Annotated in this window: 15 protein-coding genes; 13 read left to right on the plus strand and 2 right to left on the minus strand. The window is 47.7% G+C overall.

What is annotated here, in order from left to right; translation table 11 throughout:
- Positions 1-169: 169 nt before the first annotated feature.
- Positions 170-1,027, plus strand: a complete 858-nt coding sequence (locus ACJJH9_RS09625) for an urea transporter (protein WP_444925083.1) — start codon at positions 170-172, stop codon at positions 1,025-1,027.
- 107 nt (positions 1,028-1,134) lie between these two features.
- Here ACJJH9_RS09625 and ACJJH9_RS09630 read toward each other — a convergent pair whose 3' ends face one another.
- Complete coding sequence (locus ACJJH9_RS09630) at positions 1,135-1,926, minus strand: SDR family NAD(P)-dependent oxidoreductase (RefSeq protein ID WP_444890296.1); 792 nt, start codon at positions 1,924-1,926, stop codon at positions 1,135-1,137.
- A gap of 112 nt (positions 1,927-2,038) precedes the next feature.
- On the opposite strand from ACJJH9_RS09630, the gene ACJJH9_RS09635 reads away from it, so the two are divergent.
- The 11 genes from ACJJH9_RS09635 (at position 2,039) to ACJJH9_RS09685 (ending at position 14,417) form a co-directional block, all read left to right on the plus strand.
- On the plus strand, positions 2,039-2,386 hold the full coding sequence (locus tag ACJJH9_RS09635; protein ID WP_444909589.1) for a winged helix-turn-helix transcriptional regulator: 348 nt from the start codon (positions 2,039-2,041) through the stop codon (positions 2,384-2,386).
- Positions 2,387-2,626: 240 nt separating this feature from the next.
- Entirely contained in the window at positions 2,627-3,226 is a 600-nt protein-coding gene (locus ACJJH9_RS09640; RefSeq protein WP_444925084.1) for a short chain dehydrogenase, read from the plus strand.
- Positions 3,227-3,449: 223 nt separating this feature from the next.
- Positions 3,450-5,123, plus strand: a complete 1,674-nt coding sequence (locus tag ACJJH9_RS09645) for an FMN-binding glutamate synthase family protein (protein WP_444925085.1) — start codon at positions 3,450-3,452, stop codon at positions 5,121-5,123.
- A gap of 489 nt (positions 5,124-5,612) precedes the next feature.
- The gene (locus tag ACJJH9_RS09650) at positions 5,613-5,999 is read left to right on the plus strand and encodes a BlaI/MecI/CopY family transcriptional regulator (RefSeq protein WP_444909586.1); all 387 of its coding nucleotides are present in this window, start codon (positions 5,613-5,615) and stop codon (positions 5,997-5,999) included.
- A complete protein-coding gene (locus ACJJH9_RS09655) occupies positions 5,996-6,949 on the plus strand; it encodes a hypothetical protein (protein ID WP_444925086.1) in 954 nt (317 codons plus the stop codon). The genes ACJJH9_RS09650 and ACJJH9_RS09655 overlap by 4 nt, the downstream gene beginning before the upstream one ends.
- 10 nt (positions 6,950-6,959) lie before the next feature.
- A complete protein-coding gene (locus ACJJH9_RS09660; protein ID WP_444925087.1) occupies positions 6,960-8,273 on the plus strand; it encodes a TolC family protein in 1,314 nt (437 codons plus the stop codon).
- Positions 8,270-9,499, plus strand: coding sequence for an efflux RND transporter periplasmic adaptor subunit (locus ACJJH9_RS09665; RefSeq protein WP_444925088.1), 1,230 nt, complete (start codon positions 8,270-8,272; stop codon positions 9,497-9,499). Before ACJJH9_RS09660 ends, ACJJH9_RS09665 begins: the two co-directional genes overlap by 4 nt.
- A gap of 9 nt (positions 9,500-9,508) precedes the next feature.
- Positions 9,509-12,664, plus strand: a complete 3,156-nt coding sequence (locus tag ACJJH9_RS09670) for an efflux RND transporter permease subunit (protein ID WP_444925089.1) — start codon at positions 9,509-9,511, stop codon at positions 12,662-12,664.
- Between the two features lie 62 nt (positions 12,665-12,726).
- Complete coding sequence (locus ACJJH9_RS09675; RefSeq protein ID WP_444925090.1) at positions 12,727-13,422, plus strand: HupE/UreJ family protein; 696 nt, start codon at positions 12,727-12,729, stop codon at positions 13,420-13,422.
- Positions 13,423-13,486: 64 nt separating this feature from the next.
- On the plus strand, positions 13,487-14,035 hold the full coding sequence (locus tag ACJJH9_RS09680; protein ID WP_444925091.1) for a hypothetical protein: 549 nt from the start codon (positions 13,487-13,489) through the stop codon (positions 14,033-14,035).
- A 46-nt stretch (positions 14,036-14,081) separates the two neighbouring features.
- Positions 14,082-14,417 (plus strand): DUF6488 family protein, encoded by a 336-nt coding sequence (locus tag ACJJH9_RS09685; protein ID WP_444925092.1) that lies wholly within the window; start codon positions 14,082-14,084, stop codon positions 14,415-14,417.
- 211 nt (positions 14,418-14,628) lie between these two features.
- Here the strand turns inward: ACJJH9_RS09685 and ACJJH9_RS09690 are convergent, their stop codons facing one another.
- Complete coding sequence (locus ACJJH9_RS09690) at positions 14,629-15,117, minus strand: SRPBCC family protein (protein WP_444925093.1); 489 nt, start codon at positions 15,115-15,117, stop codon at positions 14,629-14,631.
- Between the two features lie 160 nt (positions 15,118-15,277).
- On the opposite strand from ACJJH9_RS09690, the gene ACJJH9_RS09695 reads away from it, so the two are divergent.
- Positions 15,278-15,622, plus strand: coding sequence for an ArsR/SmtB family transcription factor (locus tag ACJJH9_RS09695; protein ID WP_444884880.1), 345 nt, complete (start codon positions 15,278-15,280; stop codon positions 15,620-15,622).
- The last annotated feature ends 197 nt before the right edge of the window (positions 15,623-15,819 follow it).

A 15,819-nucleotide genomic window follows, 5' to 3' on the forward strand; every position in this document is an offset into this window, starting at 1 on the left:
TTGAAGAAGTCAGTCAGGCAAATCAATATGTGTTTACAATACCTAACCAATAAATCTAAAACAATCAAATTGCTGAAAGAGTATCGACTACCAATATCTGCAGAAGTTTCAGTATTTCATTCGTCATATTGTCAATGAGTACAAAGGAGTGAATTAGATTGAGCAACTTATGAAGAAATCGATATCCACAAAGGTCTGTTGTTTCCTTGTCAGCCTACTCAGGGGAATTAGCCAAGTCATCCTACAGAAGAACGCATTGAGTGGAGCTTTGTTTTTGTTTGGTGTGGCAGTTAACTCCATCACTATGGCTATTGGAGTCCTAGTTGGTGTTATCTCCTCAACAATTATTGCACATATTAAACATTACCCAGTGAATGATATTGAAGAGGGGCTATTTGGGTATAATGGCGCATTGATTGGTGTAGTCATTTTCTCTTTATATGCACCATCGTCACTCACCGTTTTCTTAATTATTGCTGGAAGCGCTCTAACCGTTTTAATCATGCGCTTAATGATGATTCACTTTCCTCTTCCGGCTTATACCGCACCATACATTTTGGTGATATGGGTTATCTGGGCCATGGCTCCGGCATTAAATCTTGAGCCAGCTACAACATCGATGAGTGAAAAAATCTCAACTTGGGGGATATTCGAAGGCATAGGCCAGATTATCTTCCAAAATAATGCCATTACGGGGGCTTGTTTTTTGCTTGGGATTTTCATCTCCAATAAGTTACATGCCCTTTGGGGCATCATTAGTGGGCTATTTGCTACATTATTGGCTGAGCTCCTATCCTTATCGACAACACTCATTCTTGCCGGAATCTTTGGCTACAATGCATCACTTTGTGCTATTGCCTTAACAAGTAGAAGTAAGCAATGGCTTGCTCCACTTGTTGGGAGTGCACTAACCGTGCCCATCGCAATGGCTTTTATCAATGCTGGCATCATTGTATTAACAGCACCATTTGTACTTTCCAGTTGGGCGATATTATTGCTTAAGAAAAGATTTTCATTAACTTACTGATAGAAAGGTCAGAGTGTGGCCAAATCTTATGACTGATTCGGCCACAGTATTTAACTAGGCATACTTGAGCTTTTTATCTTCACAAAGAATAACTTAATAGATATCTGTTAGTTTCTTCCAGCTATTACACCACCATCTACATCCCAAATTGCACCGGTAACCCAACTAGAGTTTTCACCTAGAAGGAAGTTAACAACATTTGCAACATCATTTGGCACACCAATTCTCCCAATGGGGTGGAAAGAATCAAATCCGGATAGTGCTTCATCTATTTCATTAGGATCAATAAAGTTCTCATAAATTGGTGTTTTCACGACTGCTGGAGAGACTGCATTAACTCTTATGTTGTACTCGGCAAGCTCCATGGCTAAATGCTGGGTTAGGGCATGGAGCCCAGCCTTTGCCATTGAATATGCTGAAGATGGAGTGGCTTTAATTGCTTGCTGGGCCCACATAGAACCAATATTAACTACACTACCAGAGCCATGCTTTATCATATTCTTCGCAACAGCTTGAGTAATAAAAAATAACGAACGATTGATTTCTAGATATCTGTCATAGTCATCATTTTCATGCAATAGAAATGGCTTGGGGTTGAAATAACCCGCAGCATTTACCAAGTATCGATAATGAGCTTCATCTTTCTCGATAAGCTCAATGAGAGCACTGACATCTTTTTCTTGGTAAAGATCTGCCTGGAGCGTTTTCACTTCACCATAGGTAGATAGATAATCCTCTGCCTTTTTTAGCTTTGCTTCCTTACTACCAACGATTATGGGCGTTATCCCTTGTTTTATCAGCTGCTCCGCAGTAGCTAGTCCAATTCCACTTGATCCTCCCACAACAAGGGCCAACTCACGTCTATCTTTGTCTTTAGCTTCAACTATAGTCTCGTTCACAAATTTTCCTCGATAAGATAATGTAGATAGCGTGCAAGTAGTCTAGGCAAAGCAAAGCCCTGATGAAAAGTAGGTACAATTCGGTGTATTAGTTACTTTTTGGTAAGTATTTATGGAACCAAACAAAAAGAAAGTCCTAAGAAAGGCGCCACCAAAGCAAAGCGCCCGGATGGTTGAGACTATCTATGGCTGTAAATGGTCGCTTACAGTCTACCGCTTGCTGGCTTTGGAAATAAATCGACCAGGAGAGATGGTACGCAGTGTGGAGGGTCTGAGCGCAAAAGTGCTTAATGAATGTCTCCGTAAAAACGTAGAGTTTGGTATCTTGGAACGCGTGAGCTATAACGAAATTCCTCCCAGGGTTGAATACACAGTTACAAAATTTGGTAAAAAATTTTTAATTGTATTGGAGGAATTAGAGAAACTGCAAGATGAGATAGATCAAATGAACTCACAGTGAAAAATTACCTACAAGGATCATATTCACATCCAAATCAAAACCATTTCACTACGTTTTCCAATATATATTGCGCAAGCTATCTGATAAGAGTTGAGTTTGAAGGTAAACCGGAACACAAGATTCCATTTGATTAATAGCTACACTAAAACCTTTAACGTGGTGCATTTCTAGGCACAACTTTTCCATTATGACCAAAGAATAGCTGAATGTTTTAATTAACAAACTAAGGACGGTTATAGCATGAAAATTGTAGTGATTGGCGCTAACGGAACCATTGGTAAATCAGTTGTGGCTGAACTTAAAGACCATGAAGTTGTAAAAGTAGGTCATAGCAAAGGCGACTACAGAGTTGATATTGAGGACAGGGCATCTATCAAGGCCATGTTTGAGAAAGTCGGCCAAGTTGACGCCGTAGTTTCAGCCACTGGAAATGCAGTTTTTGCGCCAGTTGAGGAACTGACATTTGATCAAATTAAGGCAGCTATCAACAGTAAGTTGTTAGGGCAAATTAGTATTTTCCAGATTGGCCGTGACCATATTCGAGAGGGTGGCAGTATCACTTTAACTTCAGGTGTTTTGGCTCAACATCCTATGCGGGGCGGTTCTGCACTCAGCCTGGTGAATGGGGCCATTGATTCCTTTGTGAAAGCCACAGCGTTAGAGCTCAGCCATAAGCTTCGTTTGAATGCTGTTAGTCCACATTTTGTGAAAGAAACCATGGATATGATGGGAATGGATACTTCTAGCGGCATCTCAGCGTCGGACACTGCAAAAGCGTATCGCCATGCAGTTTTAACCAATGAAACTGGGCAGTCTTTTGACGTAGTAGATTATATATAACCCTCAAAACTGAAACTTATTGTGAGACTTTTTATATCGATGATATGCAGTTTATTGATGGTTATGTATTAATTGATACACTAGCTTTTTCTTGGCGAAATTGATCAAGACGTGAGTTAGTGAAGTAACTACATAGAGTATCAACGTAAATGCGATTGACTCCGAGCTGGTAGAAAATACATTCTTCAAGGAGAGAAAACAGCAATAGCCTGTACGAAATACAATGATGAAAATATTCCTGCTCAATCGCTATACATTTTTTGGCTGTTGTGTTCTCACGACTATCGTCAGCCTGCCTCTGTTGCACTCTTACTCCTGGCTCTGGCCTATTGCCGCAATCAGCAGCCTTCTGAGCCTCCTAGGAATTTACGATCTGATTCAAAAAACCCATGCGGTGCGCCGTAACTACCCCATATTGGGCAATATTCGCTATCTCATGGAACGTGTTCGCCCAGAGCTACGCCAGTACCTGTTAGAAGGAGAAGAAGACGAGCTGCCTTTTTCCCGGGCCCAACGCTCCCTGGTCTATGCCCGGGCCAAGAATGAGAATGCATCCAAACCCTTTGGTACCTTGATTGACGTCTACGAACCTGGTTTTGAGTTTATCAATCACTCCATACGCCCCAAGGAGGTCAGAGAGCACAAGAGCTTCAGGGTGCTCATAGGGGGACCTCAGTGCAGCCAGCCTTATTCGGCCTCAATCTTCAATATCTCCGCTATGAGCTTTGGGTCCCTTAGTGCTAACGCCATCAGGGCCCTGAACAAGGGCGCCAAGCTAGGGGACTTTGCCCACGATACAGGGGAGGGCAGCATCAGCCCCTATCATCGCGAGTTCGGCGGCGATCTGATTTGGGAAATAGGCTCGGGTTACTTTGGTTGTCGAGCCCAGGACGGTAGCTTCGATCCAGACCGCGTCAAGGCACAGGCTCGTAACCCGCAAATTAAGATGATTGAGCTAAAACTCAGCCAGGGCGCCAAGCCCGGCCATGGCGGCATCCTACCCGGGCACAAGGTGACTGCGGAGATAGCATCCACCCGCGGCGTACCTGAGGGCGAGGACTGCATCTCACCTTCGAGCCACAACAGCTTTTCTACCCCCCTTGAGTTGCTGACTTTTATCAAACAACTGAGGGAACTTAGCGGCGGTAAACCAGTGGGTTTTAAGCTGGCCCTCGGACACCCCTGGGAGTTTATCGGCATCGCAAAGGCCATGCTCCAAAGTGACATATTGCCAGATTTTATCGTGGTAGATGGCAAGGAAGGGGGTACTGGAGCAGCACCGTTGGAATTCACCAATCATATCGGCGTGCCCCTGCGCGAAGGCCTACTGTTTATCCACAATACCCTGGTCGGCCTGAACCTGCGAGACAAGATCAAGATAGGTGCCAGCGGCAAGATAATCTCGGCGTTCGATATTGCCAGTGTGCTGGCTATAGGGGCCGACTGGGCCAACTCGGCACGCGGCTTTATGTTTGCAATCGGCTGTATCCAATCCCAATCCTGCCACACTAACAAGTGCCCCACGGGCGTAGCCACCCAAGACAAGCTGCGACAGCGAGCCCTGGTGGTGCCGGAGAAAGCCGACAGGGTACATAATTTCCACCACAACACCCTTAGTACCCTGGCCGAGATGTTAGCCGCCGCCGGATTAGAGCATCCAGCACAGCTAGAAGGAAAACACCTAGTACGCCGTACCGGTGGCACAGAAGTTCAGCTATTTTCGCAAATCCACGTCTACCTCAAGCCTGGCGAATTGCTCAGGGCACATAGCGAGGGGGGCTTCTATGCCCGGGCCTGGCGCATGGCACGTGCCGACAGCTTTGATCCAACCGAGAACGGCCCAGCCGGTATCGATTCGGAAAGCGAGGCCGGCACAGCTGAACTTGCGCTCAGTTGACCAGGGATCATGCCCCCCAAAACTGTTGTGAGGCTCCTGAAATAAACGGTCTTAAGCAGTGAGATTAAAGTCACGACTTTAATCAATCACCTCTCAAAAAGTTAACCGTTGCACACTGTTGTTGGAAATTTAACCGAGCGAATTTATATGAAATCTTGGGAGACTCTGAATAATTTCGCAAAGCCTTGAAGGCTGTAGATGTTAAGCGCATCTCGACACGGACGGACTTAGCCCCTTGCAAGAACTGCGATGCAGCAGATGTGCTCTTCATGGCTCGCCCCATGGGGCTTTCGGAGCGATTTATAGACAAGAGTCCTAAATGTAGTGAGCTGATTTAGCCTTTGATTAAAGTAACTTAGCTCAAGTGATTTGGAGCCCGAAAGGGGCTTTGATCGTGTTTCTTTCTCTATTTTAAAAACCTATTGACGATCGGTTTTTGTCGCTCTACCATCATTCAAGGAATGATTTTAACAGTTGGAATAATGGTCTATGCGACTTGGTGATCTTGAGAAACAGGTGCTCCAATATCTCTGGGATAGAAAATCTGCGGATGCCAAACAGGTCCACTCGGACTTGAGCCGGGCCCGTGGAGGTTCTCTCAATACTATCCAGAGCACGCTGGATCGCCTTTACAAGAAAGGTTTGCTGTCCCGGGAGAAGCAGGGGCATGCATTCCAATACAGCCCGGCAGTGGAACGCTACGAGTTTGTCGGGCAGCTGATTCAAGACGTTACTCGTGAGTTCGTTGATGATGAGAACGGGTTGGTAGCCGCATTTACCTCCATCTCATCGGAGTTAAGCGAAAGCCAATTGGAGCAGCTGGAGCAATTGATCGAAAGCCAGAAGATTAAGCGCCAGCAGGGTGATCGCGAATGATTTTGGGGCAGGTTGCACTCTGGCTAAACCTGCTGACTATTGCAGCGCTTAGCCTGTTTGTCGGTATTCTACTGGTATCAGCTGCCTGCCTTTCTGCTTCCCGGCATTCACTTCGCCTGTCTGCCAGTAGCCGGCGTTTACTACTGTGGAGCGCGGTATTGCTGCCGTGGTTCGCGGCTTCCACTGCCGCTGTTATCCTGGCTTTCCCCAGCCTTTTGGGAGGCGTTGCATCACTGGCGCACTGGCACCATATCAACGCTTTTAACCTCTACAGTTGGCATGGTGTTTTTACCATTGCATTTCTTTTTCTTACCGGGTTTTTGGTATTTCAAAGTTTTAAACGAGCTCATCGCCATTTGGCGCAGCTCCGATTGTTAATGCAACTTTGCGAAAGGGATAAGTCTGACCAGAGTATTATCCAGGCTCAGGGTCCCCAAGCTTTCACCAGTGGTCTGCTCCGTCCGCAAGGGTTTTATACCAGCGGTCTGCGAGACCAGTTAACAGCGGAAGAATTTGAGGTGGTGCGCCTACATGTGGAAGCCCATGCGCAAAAATTTGATCCTCTGAAGAAATTAATATTCGCTTTGTTTGCCAGCTTTTTCCCTACGCGTTTGGGGAATTACTTGAATCGACAGATGACGCTGTGTATGGAGCAGCGTGCAGATGCATATGCTCATAAGCAGGGGTGGAGTGAGACCTTTATCGCCCAAACCCTACTTAAAGTAACCCGTATCTCCAATGGGTTGCATCCCAAAGAGAGAAGTTCAGCAATGATCTGTTATTTCGCTCTTGACCAATTGGATGCCCGTATTCGTTACTTGCTGTCTGATGATAAGGGGCGCAACTTATCCCCTTTATTGTTAGCTGGATTGTTTGTAGTTCTCACTGGCACTTGCCTTGTGTCGGTGGATGCGCTCCACCACACCGTCGAAACCCTTTTCTCCCACTAAGGAAGCCGAAGTGTTTAATTGTTTGCGTTTAGTCATAACTAAAAAACCGATTGCTGATCGGTTTTTTGTGGCCGGAGCTGTGTTCTTTTTAGTTGCATTAAGTGGGTCCCTTAAGGCAGAGCAGGGCGAGGAGTTATCGGGCCTCACTTATGAGCAGGCAATTCTTAAAAGCTTGCAAAATCATCCTGAACTGGCGGGTTACCGATATCAGTTTGAGGCAGTGGATGCTCTATCTGAACACGCCAAGCTCGGACCACGCCCGGAGCTTAGTGTTGCCGCTGAAGGGTTGGGGGAAGACAAGAGCAGCGATGGCAACGGCAGCTCCCAGGTAACAGTCGGCATCAGTTGGCTATTACAGGGTGATCTCGCAGAAAAACGTGTATTGGCTGCACGCAGCAAGACTTCTGTGATTGAGGCCCAAAAGCAGGTTCTTGAATTAGAAGTTGCCGCAAATACCGCGGGTTACTTTTTCCAAGTCCTGGCTCAGCAGGAACGCCTGGAAATTGCTAAAAGAGCAGTCGACCTGGCTCGCAATATGGCCGCTGAAATTAATCGCCAGGTTAGTGTTGGCAGAACGAATGAAGCCGATGCTTTTCGGGCGGAAGTCGACTTGCAGCGTCGACTCTTAGCTGTGGAAGATGTCGAGCACGAGTTGGATATTGCCAGATATCAATTAGCTGCCCAGTGGGGCTCCAGAGAGCCCAGTTTTCGAGCGGTGGTTGGTTCTCTTTCCAGTGTCATTCCAGAAGTTGATTTATCTAGATTGCGAAGCTTGGTGGCGAGCAACCCAAATTTGGAAATATTCATGAGCCGCGAGCGCGTGGCGCAGGCGGAAATTGATTTGGCACGTGCAGAAGCGGGCATTCAGTGGCGGATTGATACAGGAATTCGTCGCAACGAAGCGAGTGGAGAATATGGGTTGGTGGCAGGGTTCGCAATCCCACTAGGTAAGGGTGATCGTAATCGCGGCAAGGTATCTGCTTTGAGGGCGGAACAAAATCGTTTCCGAGCAGAAAGAAATGCGAAAGAGATTGAGTTGGATACACAGCTCTTTGTGATGACCCAAAGGCTACAGCATCACCGCCACGTAGCTGCCGCCTTGAATGAAAAAATGATTCCCAGTTTGGATAAAGCGCTCACCGCTACGCAAAAAGCCTATCGACGTGGCCGCTATAACTACTCGGAATTGGCACTTGCCCAACAGGGACTTAGCGATGCGCAGCTTTCACTGCTCCAGGCACAGTACAACGCACACCTTAGCCTGATTGAAATTGAAAAACTCACCGGCCTGTCAGTGGCACAGATAAGCGAGAGCGAGATATGAGATCCGCAGTTTTTTCCAGCCTGATATTTAGTGCTTTACTTTCCTTGTTCCTTAGTGGCAGCGGCAGTGTCTATGCGGCCGGAGCTGTCGCAGAGGCGGAACCGGAAAAAGGGCCCAATCGTGGGCGCATGTTGCGAGAAGGTGATTTTGCCGTTGAGCTAAGTATTTATGAAACTGGTGTTCCCCCGGAGTTTCGGGTTTGGGTGAGTAACGATGGAGAGCTGGTTAATCCTCAACAGGTTGATCTTAAAGTGATTCTTACAAGGCTTGGAGATGGAGAGGACCACATCGAATTCAGGCCCGAGGGGGATTATCTGCGTGGTGATATGGTGATCTATGAGCCCCACTCATTTGTTGTGACTCTAACAGCCAAGTATCAGGGGCAAGAATACCGTTGGCAATACGATAATTTTGAGGGGCGAACCCGTATCGATTCCGGTATTGCTAAATCCATGGAAATTGATACGGAAACCGTTGGCCCAGCCAGGATGAGTGAAACCAGCCGCGCTTACGGCAGGCTTATTGTAGATCCAGAGCAGGTTCGTGAAATTAGTGCGCGTTTCGATGGCTTTGTAGAAACTGTGCAGGTGGGATTGGGGGAGCGCGTTAATAAAGGGCAACCCCTAATTGCCATTAACAGCAATCAAAACCTAAACACCTACACTATTCAATCCCCAATTGCCGGTGTAGTAGTCCAGCGCAATGTAAACCCTGGTGAACAGACCGCAGGTCGAGTTTTATTAACGGTTGCCGATGATACTGCCTTGTTGGCAGAGTTGGATGTTTTTCCCTCGACACGCCCCCAGATTCGCCAAGGCGCGCCCGTTTCCGTAAATATCAAGTCCCTGGAAACTCCTCTGCTTGGGGTAGTGAAACAAATTGATACTTTGATGAAACCCAACCAGGCCACCGCCGTTCGAGTGTCACTGCAAGATATTCCCGCAGGCCTCGCACCAGGTTCTTTTGTAAGCGGCGATATCCAAGTTGCTGAGTATGAGGTGCCTCTCGCCGTAAAGCGTTCCGGTTTACAGGCGTTCCGCGATTTTACTGTCGTTTATGCCAAGGTGGGCGACCAGTATGAAGTGCGCATGTTGGAGCTGGGGCGTGAAGCAGGCGACTGGATTGAAGTGCTGGGGGGGATTCGACCGGGAATCGAATATGTCACCGGTAACAGCTACATCATTAAAGCGGACATTGAAAAGTCCGGTGCATCCCACGATCACTGAGGGTTCGACATGCTTGAGTACTTGATAAGAACCTCAATTCAAAATCGCGGGCTGGTTATTGCCCTTGTGCTACTACTGTGCGGTTTGGGCATTTGGAATTTCACCCGGTTGCCCATTGATGCGGTACCGGATATCACCAATATCCAGGTGGTTATTAATACGGAGGCACCGGGGTATACCCCTAAAGAAGTTGAGCAACGGGTTACATACCCAGTGGAAAATGCAATGGCTGGTTTGCCGAGCCTTGCTTATACACGCTCCGTTTCGCGGTATGGATTGTCGCAGGTTACGGTGATTTTTGAAGATGGCACCGATATTTATTTTGCCCGCCAGTTAGTGAATGAACGGCTCACTAGTGTACGTGGTGCACTGCCTGCTGGTTTGGAGCCAGAGCTTGGACCCATCGCCACAGGTCTTGGCGAAATCTTTATGTTCACAGTGGACTCCGAACCCGGAGCCACCAATGCTGATGGCAGTGCAGTAACACCTAAGGACTTGCGTTCGGTGCATGACTGGATTGTGCGCCCGCAGTTATTGCGTGTACCAGGTGTGGTGGAAGTCAATCCGATCGGCGGGTTCAAGAGAGAAATTCTGATTGCTATAGAGCCGGATAAACTGCTGGCATTCGGCCTGACGCAGGAAGACCTGATTCGCTCGATCGAGGAGAACAATCGTAACCGCGGTGTAGGCTTTATTGAACACAGTGGCGCCCAGTGGTTGTTGCGGGTTCCGGGGCAGGCAAGCTCGTTAGAGACACTGAAGGATTTCCTGGTTGCGGAAGTGAATGGCGTTGCTATTCGCCTTGGCGACTTGGCCAAGATCGAAGAGGGGCGCGAAATGCGCACCGGGGCGGCTACTCAGAACGGCAGGGAAGTGGTGATGAGCACCGTTTTCATGCTGGTTGGCGAAAATAGTCGCACCGTTGCAAGTGCAGTTGGTGAAAAGTTAGAGCATATCAAACAGAGCCTACCGCCTGGTATCACATTGACTGCGGTTTATGATCGTACCGGTCTGGTTGACCAGACATTGCGCACGGTCCAAACCAATCTTATGGAAGGTGCGCTGCTGGTTATCGCGGTTCTTTTCCTGCTGTTGGGCAATGTTCGCGCAGCAATTCTCACTGCGCTGGTCATTCCGGTGGCCATGTTAATGACCATCACCGGCATGGTTCAGGCCCGCGTAAGTGCAAACCTGATGAGTCTGGGGGCGCTGGACTTTGGCTTGTTGGTGGATGGGGCCATCATTATTGTCGAGAACTGTCTGCGACGTCTCAGCGAATCCGCCCGCAAGCGTGGCCAGTTAGATCTAAAAGAACGGCTTACCCTGGTATTCCAATCGACGCGGGAAGTGATTCGCCCGGCCATGTTTGGTGTGTTTATTATCACAGCCGTGTATTTACCCATTTTTGCCCTGACCGGAGTGGAGGGCAAGATGTTCCATCCGATGGCTATTACCGTGGTGATTGCGCTGCTTTCTGCGATATTTCTTTCCATCACTTTGGTGCCAGCCGGCATAGCGCTGCTATTTCGCAAACCGGTGATCGAAAAGAAAAACCCTGCACTTGAGAAGCTGAATAGCTTTTATCGCCCGGCCCTGGAGTTTGCACTGCGCCAGCGTGGCATGGTTGTCGCTATTGCTGCGCTACTGGTGTTGGTTTCCGGCTATACGGCAAGCAGAATGGGTAGCGAATTTGTGCCGAATCTGGATGAAGGCGATATTGCCATGCACGCCTTGCGTATTCCCGGCACATCCCTGGAACAAGCGATTGCACTACAAAAATCCCTGGAGGAGCGGATTAAAGAGTTGCCCGAAGTGGAGCGTGTATTCGCCAAAATTGGTACTGCGGAAGTGGCTACCGATGCCGTTCCCCCAAGTGTTGCCGATAACTTTATTATCCTGAAACCCAGGTCTCAGTGGCCAGATCCGGATAAGCCAAAAGAGCAATTAGTAGAAGAGCTGGCAAAGCTGGTAGAGCCAATCCCCGGCAACCGCTATGAATTTCTCCAGCCAATCCAGATGCGCTTTAACGAGCTTTTAGCGGGGGTACGCGCGGAATTGGCGATCAAAGTCTTTGGCGATGACTTTGAGCAATTAGAGCGTTTGGGCAGTGAAATTGAAGCGGCTATCGGCAGTGTAGAAGGCGTTGCTGATATACAGATGGAGCAAACCAGCGGTTTACCGGTTCTCGCCATTGTTCCTGACCAGGCCGCACTAACCCAGTATGGGCTGGCTATCAATCAGGTACAGGAGCAGCTGGCAACCGCCCTGGGAGGTACGGTTGCTGGCCGCTTTTATGAAGGAGACCGCCGCACCGATATTGTTGTGCGTTTGCCAGAGATACTGCGCCAGGATTTGGATGCGCTAAAGAAACTGCCGATTCATCGATCCAATGGCAACTATGTGCCCCTGGAGGAAATTGCCAGCTTGGAACTCACTGCCGGTATCAATCAGGTTTTCCGCGAGAACGGTAAACGCAGGGTAGTGGTAACGGCTAATGTGCGGGGTAGGGACTTGGGTAGCTTTGTTGCCGATGTACAGCAGTCCGTTTCCGATAAAGTGGAAATACCACCCGGTTACTGGGTTGAATACGGCGGAACCTATCAAACTCTACAGTCTGCTACTGAACGCTTATCGATAGTAGTGCCGCTGACCCTTGTGTTGATTATGGGGCTTCTCCTGCTGGCGCTTCGTTCCATAAAAGATGCGGCAATTATATTTACCGGTATACCCCTCGCATTAACCGGCGGTGTGCTCTCTTTAATGTTGCGGGATATCCCTTTCTCCATTTCCGCAGCCGTTGGTTTTATCGCACTTTCCGGGATTGCCATCCTTAACGGCCTGGTAATGGTTTCCTTTATTCGCGATCTGCGTGACCAAGGTTACAGCATAGAAAAGGCCATTATTGAGGGCGCCCTGATCCGATTACGTCCGGTCATTAGTACCGCACTGGTAGCCTCACTCGGTTTTGTACCCATGGCCCTGAATACTGGTATTGGTTCTGAGGTACAGCGCCCACTGGCTACGGTGGTTATTGGCGGTATTGTCTCATCAACAATCCTGACACTTTTAGTGTTGCCGGCACTCTACAGAATTTTACATGGCAGGAATGCCAAGTTGGAGAGCTTACAAGATAACCCTGAAGTGGCTATGGCTGGAGCCAGTTAACTGGGCCTGTGTGTGCTCTGGCTTACAAAAATTTAGAACTTTAATAATGGGAGATAGTAACGTTGCATAATAGTTTAAAAACAGTTTTCGGCCTGATGACGCTGATAGCAGGTATGGTGATATCCATGCCGCTATTTGCCCATGGGGTGGACGATGCTACCAAGACTTTTCTTGCCGGCAACGAAGGGGTATCTATTATTCCCTTTCTATATATTGGCGCAAAGCATATGGTGACTGGCTATGACCACCTGCTGTTCCTGGTGGGAGTCATTTTCTTTTTATATCGATCAAAAGATGTTCTTATCTATGTAAGCTTCTTTACGCTCGGTCATAGCTTAACGTTGTTATTTGGAGTGCTTAACGACACCCATGTGAATGCCTATTTGATCGATGCCATTATTGGATTATCCATTGTCTATAAAGGCTTCGATAATCTCGGCGGCTTCAAACGGGTTTTTGGCTTCCAGCCTAATACCAAGGCTGCCGTACTGATTTTTGGACTCTTCCACGGTTTTGGTTTGGCAACCAAATTACAGGAATTCAAGCTGTCCAGCGATGGGTTGGTGGAGAACATTCTGGCCTTTAATGTCGGAGTAGAAATTGGTCAGTTTGTTGCGTTGCTGTTTATTCTTCTCGCCATCAATTATTGGCGTCGCTTTGACAGTTTTCTGCGCTTTTCCACTATGACAAATACCTTACTAATGAGTGGTGGACTGATGTTGGTGGGTTACCAGATGACAGGCTACTTCGTAGGTTAGTCAGCCAGAAAGTGACTTTATTAAGTTAATTGAACAGAAAGAACTCAGATTTAGAGCTTACAGAATGAATACAACTGAAATGCCAGTGCAGTCTGCACAAACGCTGATTAAATCCACACTTGCTGCTGGCGTGCTTGCAGCCATTATGTTGACCACAGTAATCCTGCCAGCTGAATACAATATAGATCCTACTGGAATTGGCAGAGCACTGGGGCTGACTGAATTAAACAGTCAAGAGCAGGAAATTGCTGTGCCGGAAATAGTGCAGCGTGGTGAGCAGACCTTTGCTTATCGGACTGACACCACAACTATTGAAGTGCCCGCTGGCCGTGGGATTGAATACAAATTTCAATTGGATAAATACGGCCATCTGGAGTACGAGTGGGTAACGGAGAGTGGTGAACTTTACTTTGATTTTCACGGCGAACCCGCAGGCGATACTACCGGCTACTTTGAGAGCTTTGCTATTGCTACCGCAAACAAGATGAGTGGCTCTCTCACCACGCCTTTTGATGGTTCCCATGGCTGGTATTGGAAAAATAACGGTCAGGAATCTGTGAAGATCACTCTAAAAACAAAGGGGTTCTACGAGGTTATTGGACTCAAACAGTAACGCTTTTTGATCAACATTCGCTAAAACCGAGAAGAAAGAGAGTATTATGAACAAACTTATTCCAGTCATCTGTGTATCAGTTACCTTAGGCTTCGCAAATCTTGCTTTCGCCCATGGTGACCATGAGAGAGACAATTTTGCCACTGTATCCATGGTAGAAGCCAAAGGCATCGCCAGCCAGGAAGTAGCTCGCCTAATCAAAGAGGGTAAGCTTAACAAGTCCTGGTCTGACAAGCCGCTCAGCGCCGCTATGCAACGTGTTAACAATCAGCGTCAGTGGGTTGTTACAGCAAAAGAGCAGGGTGGTGTACTGAATCAGCAACTACAGGTTTTCTTAAGTACCGAAGGTTACTTTCTGACTTTTAAAGTGCAGAACCTCTAACTGATCAGATATACGCTGGCAGCGGTAAATTAGCCGCTGCCTTCAATGAAAATTCTTCACACATCTGATAGGCATATTGGTCGAACTTTATACGGCCGAAAACGCCATGAAAAATTTAAGGCCCTAAATGCGCATGTGGTTGGTAGTATCAAATTAGACAGCGTGTAAGATGTGCACAGACACATGACTGCCATCAAGACACCTTGCCATCTCAGATCAGATTTGCCGATCCAGAAAATCGAGCCTCCATACATCGAAGTGATTGGGCCCAACTGATCGCTGCCAGCTCTGCGTAGTCAGGGTTTAGAAGTGTATGCGTAAGCGAAACGACAGTGCCAAGCTCACTGCTTCTGAACACTACTTCGACCAATGACGAATTCTTTTGCGGTTCGGTGCCATGTGGCAAGCTGAGATTGCAATGTTTATGGACCTCAAAACTTAGGCACTTCGGTCTGTCGACACGACGATATACTCCAGACATTAGGCAAGAGCTGCCGTCTGGAGCTGTCATCTCAAAAGCAAAACTCCCGCCAACCTCTGCCGTGAGATTGAGCACACGCGTACTGAAACCGTCAGGCCCCCACCATTTTTCAACCATGCTCGGCGTAACCCAGGCTGTAAAGACTTCTTCCAGTGTTGCCCTGACCGTGTAGGAGATAGGCTTGGTTTGAACGTCCGCTTGATAGGAAAAATCGATCACTATTGCACCTTGTTCTTTTTATCAGCAGGTTTCCAGCTTTCTGTTAACACTAAAACATATCTTTTAGGGAGGAGATGAAGCACTTTTGTTAGGTTTTTTTTTCGGGCATTAGCAAACCGCGGCCATTGCCTAACGATTTTACACCTATATACTTAGTCAAATGGGTAACAATCACGAAAATCTGAATACAGTCTTCCAAGCCTTAGCAGATCCAACGCGCCGCGCTGTCATTCAGCACCTGACCAGCGGACCGGCATCAATCACCGAGCTCGCTAAACCGTTTGAAATGGCACTACCTTCATTCATGAAGCACATTGGTGTGCTGGAGGATGCGGGTTTGATCCGATCCAAGAAAATTGGGCGCGTACGAACCTGCGAGATCAAGCCGAAGCAACTGACAGCTGCAGAAACTTGGATTAATACACAGACGGCCCAGTGGGAAGGCCGGATGGCAAGAATGGCGAGCTTTGTCGAAGCACTTGGCGCTGAAGGACAGGATGACTGAGTACGATAGAGATACAGGGTGCCATATTACAAACCCCGTAGGTCACCACTCCATTCCAATAGCCGACTACTTGATCTTCTGTTAAAAAACTGGAGGGCGTGATCGGCTCACATACCGCACCCCCTTTCACTCTGAGCAGATAGAGGTCAATTCTCTTACTTTTTTACGCCACTAGTAAGTTATCCATTGACCTAACT

This window comes from Microbulbifer mixtoriginis (SeqCode) (assembly GCF_052466715.1).

Coding starts and splice junctions, on each gene's coding strand:
- ACJJH9_RS09625 (WP_444925083.1), top strand. CDS start 170: ATGAAGAAATCGATATCCACAAAGGTCTGTTGTTTCCTTGTCAGCCTA.
- ACJJH9_RS09635 (WP_444909589.1), top strand. CDS start 2,039: ATGGAACCAAACAAAAAGAAAGTCCTAAGAAAGGCGCCACCAAAGCAA.
- ACJJH9_RS09640 (WP_444925084.1), top strand. CDS start 2,627: ATGAAAATTGTAGTGATTGGCGCTAACGGAACCATTGGTAAATCAGTT.
- ACJJH9_RS09645 (WP_444925085.1), top strand. CDS start 3,450: ATGATGAAAATATTCCTGCTCAATCGCTATACATTTTTTGGCTGTTGT.
- ACJJH9_RS09650 (WP_444909586.1), top strand. CDS start 5,613: ATGCGACTTGGTGATCTTGAGAAACAGGTGCTCCAATATCTCTGGGAT.
- ACJJH9_RS09655 (WP_444925086.1), top strand. CDS start 5,996: ATGATTTTGGGGCAGGTTGCACTCTGGCTAAACCTGCTGACTATTGCA.
- ACJJH9_RS09665 (WP_444925088.1), top strand. CDS start 8,270: ATGAGATCCGCAGTTTTTTCCAGCCTGATATTTAGTGCTTTACTTTCC.
- ACJJH9_RS09670 (WP_444925089.1), top strand. CDS start 9,509: ATGCTTGAGTACTTGATAAGAACCTCAATTCAAAATCGCGGGCTGGTT.
- ACJJH9_RS09680 (WP_444925091.1), top strand. CDS start 13,487: ATGAATACAACTGAAATGCCAGTGCAGTCTGCACAAACGCTGATTAAA.
- ACJJH9_RS09685 (WP_444925092.1), top strand. CDS start 14,082: ATGAACAAACTTATTCCAGTCATCTGTGTATCAGTTACCTTAGGCTTC.
- ACJJH9_RS09695 (WP_444884880.1), top strand. CDS start 15,278: ATGGGTAACAATCACGAAAATCTGAATACAGTCTTCCAAGCCTTAGCA.